The sequence below is a fragment of the Paenibacillus sp. P4_A7 genome (assembly GCF_056402455.1).
The window spans coordinates 1-2,591 of record NZ_JBFUHJ010000619.1 but is presented as its reverse complement, the minus strand read 5'-3'; the positions used below and the strand labels follow the sequence as shown (position 1 = coordinate 2,591).

At 39.8% G+C, this 2,591-nt stretch carries 2 protein-coding genes and 1 pseudogene; 2 read left to right on the top strand and 1 reads right to left on the bottom strand.

The annotated features are described in order from the left end of the window. Positions 1 to 1,003 (bottom strand): annotated as a pseudogene (locus tag AC1DWN_RS32010) (MFS transporter); the annotation flags it as partial. Between the two features lie 295 nt (positions 1,004 to 1,298). Between AC1DWN_RS32010 and AC1DWN_RS32005 the strand changes: the two are divergent. Further along, entirely contained in the window at positions 1,299 to 1,865 is a 567-nt protein-coding gene (locus AC1DWN_RS32005; protein ID WP_477562884.1) for a YhcN/YlaJ family sporulation lipoprotein, read from the top strand. Positions 1,866 to 1,941: 76 nt separating this feature from the next. Continuing rightward, the gene (locus AC1DWN_RS32000; protein WP_477562883.1) at positions 1,942 to 2,580 is read left to right on the top strand and encodes a polysaccharide deacetylase family protein; all 639 of its coding nucleotides are present in this window, start codon (positions 1,942 to 1,944) and stop codon (positions 2,578 to 2,580) included. Positions 2,581 to 2,591 lie beyond the last annotated feature (11 nt).

Genomic DNA, 2,591 nt, shown 5'->3' with positions numbered 1-2,591 from the left:
GATGTAATCAGAGGACCGGCAGCTACGCCAATAAACCTTGTACTGCTGTACAGAGAAGTGATGGTTCCTCGTTGTTTTTTCTCAATTCCCTCTGTGATCAAAGAGTCTAGGCTTGGAAGCGTAAGCCCAATTCCAGCTCCCCCCATAAACATAAAGGACAAGAGGAAGAACATTCCTTTTGTATTAACCAATCCACAAGTCAGCATCGCTGCGCACAAAATGGCAGTGCCTGCTACAGTAAACCACTTCATTCTCCGTTTATTTTCACCCACAATTTTACCCGTTATATAAGAAGCCAAACAGATTGCACTCAGAGGGATAGCTAACAGCAGTCCCTTCAGTATACCTTCAATGTGATAGTGATCTTCTAGAACGGAGGATAAATAGTAAAGGAAACCAAACATGATAAACATAGCGATCCCGCCGATAGTAAAAGTTGCATAAAGCCAATGTCCCTTTTCGCTCATGATGGATTTCAGAGAAAGAATAAAGCTTTTTAGGCTATTATCGCTTTTCTCTTGTTGTGCAGGAGCTTTGACAAGGAATATAACAGCAATAATGGATAGAGTAGATATTACGGGTATTACGACCAAAGGCAGAAACCAAACGACCAGCGCAAGTGCTGAACCCAATATAGGACTTATAACTTTACCGAATGTATTAGAGGTCTCAATCATTCCTAGACCGCTGCTCACCTCTTCCTCACTGTCGAACATATCACCAACCAAAGGAATAACAATTGGAAATGCGCCGGCCGCACCAATTCCTTGAATAAATCTTCCCGTTAAAATAACGGCATAAACATGACTATTCAATAGCCATGCTCCTAGACCTGACAATAAGCCTCCGACTGCGGCAATCGTTAAACCAATAAGTATAATCGCTTGCGTCCATAGTGGTCTGACAAATACCCAGCAATAGGTATACAGATGATGGAAACCGCAGCATATACCGTGATGATTAAGCTGGCTTGCAAGGGGGAGATAGTTAATTCTCTTTGCATTAATGGGAGTACAGGAATCAGCATGGAATTAGCAAGAGTCATAACTAAAGGAATGGAAGCCAATGCGGCTAAATCCCACTTTTTCGACTTTTCCACGAACATGCACCTAACTCCTTCTGATAAGTTTAGAAAAGTAGAATAGGAATTTATGTACCTTTTACCGTAACGAACTTCTTTAAGTTGTTCATAAGGATAGCATTTCATCCGAGGTTTATTACAATGTCAGATTGAATTCCCATGTATGTATCCTTGCATGTAGTAAACCTTATGAGTATCAAAACGGAGGTGTAAACGAGTGAAAAAACAATTGAAGCCTGTAATAACGTCTATTATGGTTCTTACATTAGGTGTTTCATTATCCGCATGTGGTCAAGGTTATACGGCGAAACAAAATACATTGCGAACAAAAGAACATATGATTCGAATGGAACAAAAGACGTTGCCTTACAATAATGAAGTAATTGATGACAACTTAAATACAAGAGATAATCGGTACAATTCGATGAATAATAGAACGAACACATTGAACCCAAAGCAACAATCTGAGGAACTTGCCAATCGAGCCCGGAAAGTAATCGGTGTGACTGAGGCAACAGCCGTTGTGAATAATAATCAGGCAGTTGTGGGCATTGATATAGACAATAAAGGGAAAAAAGCAATAATTGAGAAGCAAGTTTATGCCGCTTTGAAAGGGCAATATCCGCAGTACGATATTCACGTAACCTCTGAACAAAATTTACATCATAAAATTAAATCTCTGAATACAAACATGTCTACAGGTCATCCTATTAAAACAATGGCAAATGATGTTGCTCTTATCATTCGAGATATCGGAGAAACAGTAACGATGCCTTTGCGATAAATAAATGATTGAATAACGGGTCGGCAGCGCACTATGAACTGTCGACCCCTATTCTCTTTCTAAGGAGTGATTCTAATTGAAACAGTGGAGAACGTTATGTTTTACGGGATGCAGCATGATGCTTACTGCTGCTCTATTATGCGGATTCGGGAATCCGGTTAAGAAGGATCGTCATTTTTATGAAAAAAGTGGTGAGGTAGTATGGGAGGTTCCGACAGAGGATAAGAAAATAGCGTTAACGTTCGACGATGGTCCCTATCCTGAAACGACTGAGAAAATACTTGATTTGTTAAGCAAATACAATGCTAAAGCGACATTTTTTGTGCTCGGAAATAAAGTACTTCGCTATCCTGAAATGATTAAACKGGAGGTGGCTGAAGGACATGAGGTTGCGAACCATACGTATAATCATGTTTATTTTTTAAGATCGATTAGTTCTGATATCATTCGTGAGGAAATATTGAAAACGGAGACGGCTTTGGAAGAATTAACAGGAAAAAAACCTAACTTATTTCGTCCCCCAGGCGGTTATTACAATGAGCAATCGATACATATCGCCACAATGCTTGGTTACAAGACGATTTTGTGGTCATGGCATCAGGATACGAATGACTGGAAAAGCCCCGGAGTGAATCAAATTGTAAATAAAGTACTTAATAATGCTCGTAACGGAGATATTGTGCTGATGCATGACTATATACCGGGCTCTATGTAGACAGTTAAAGC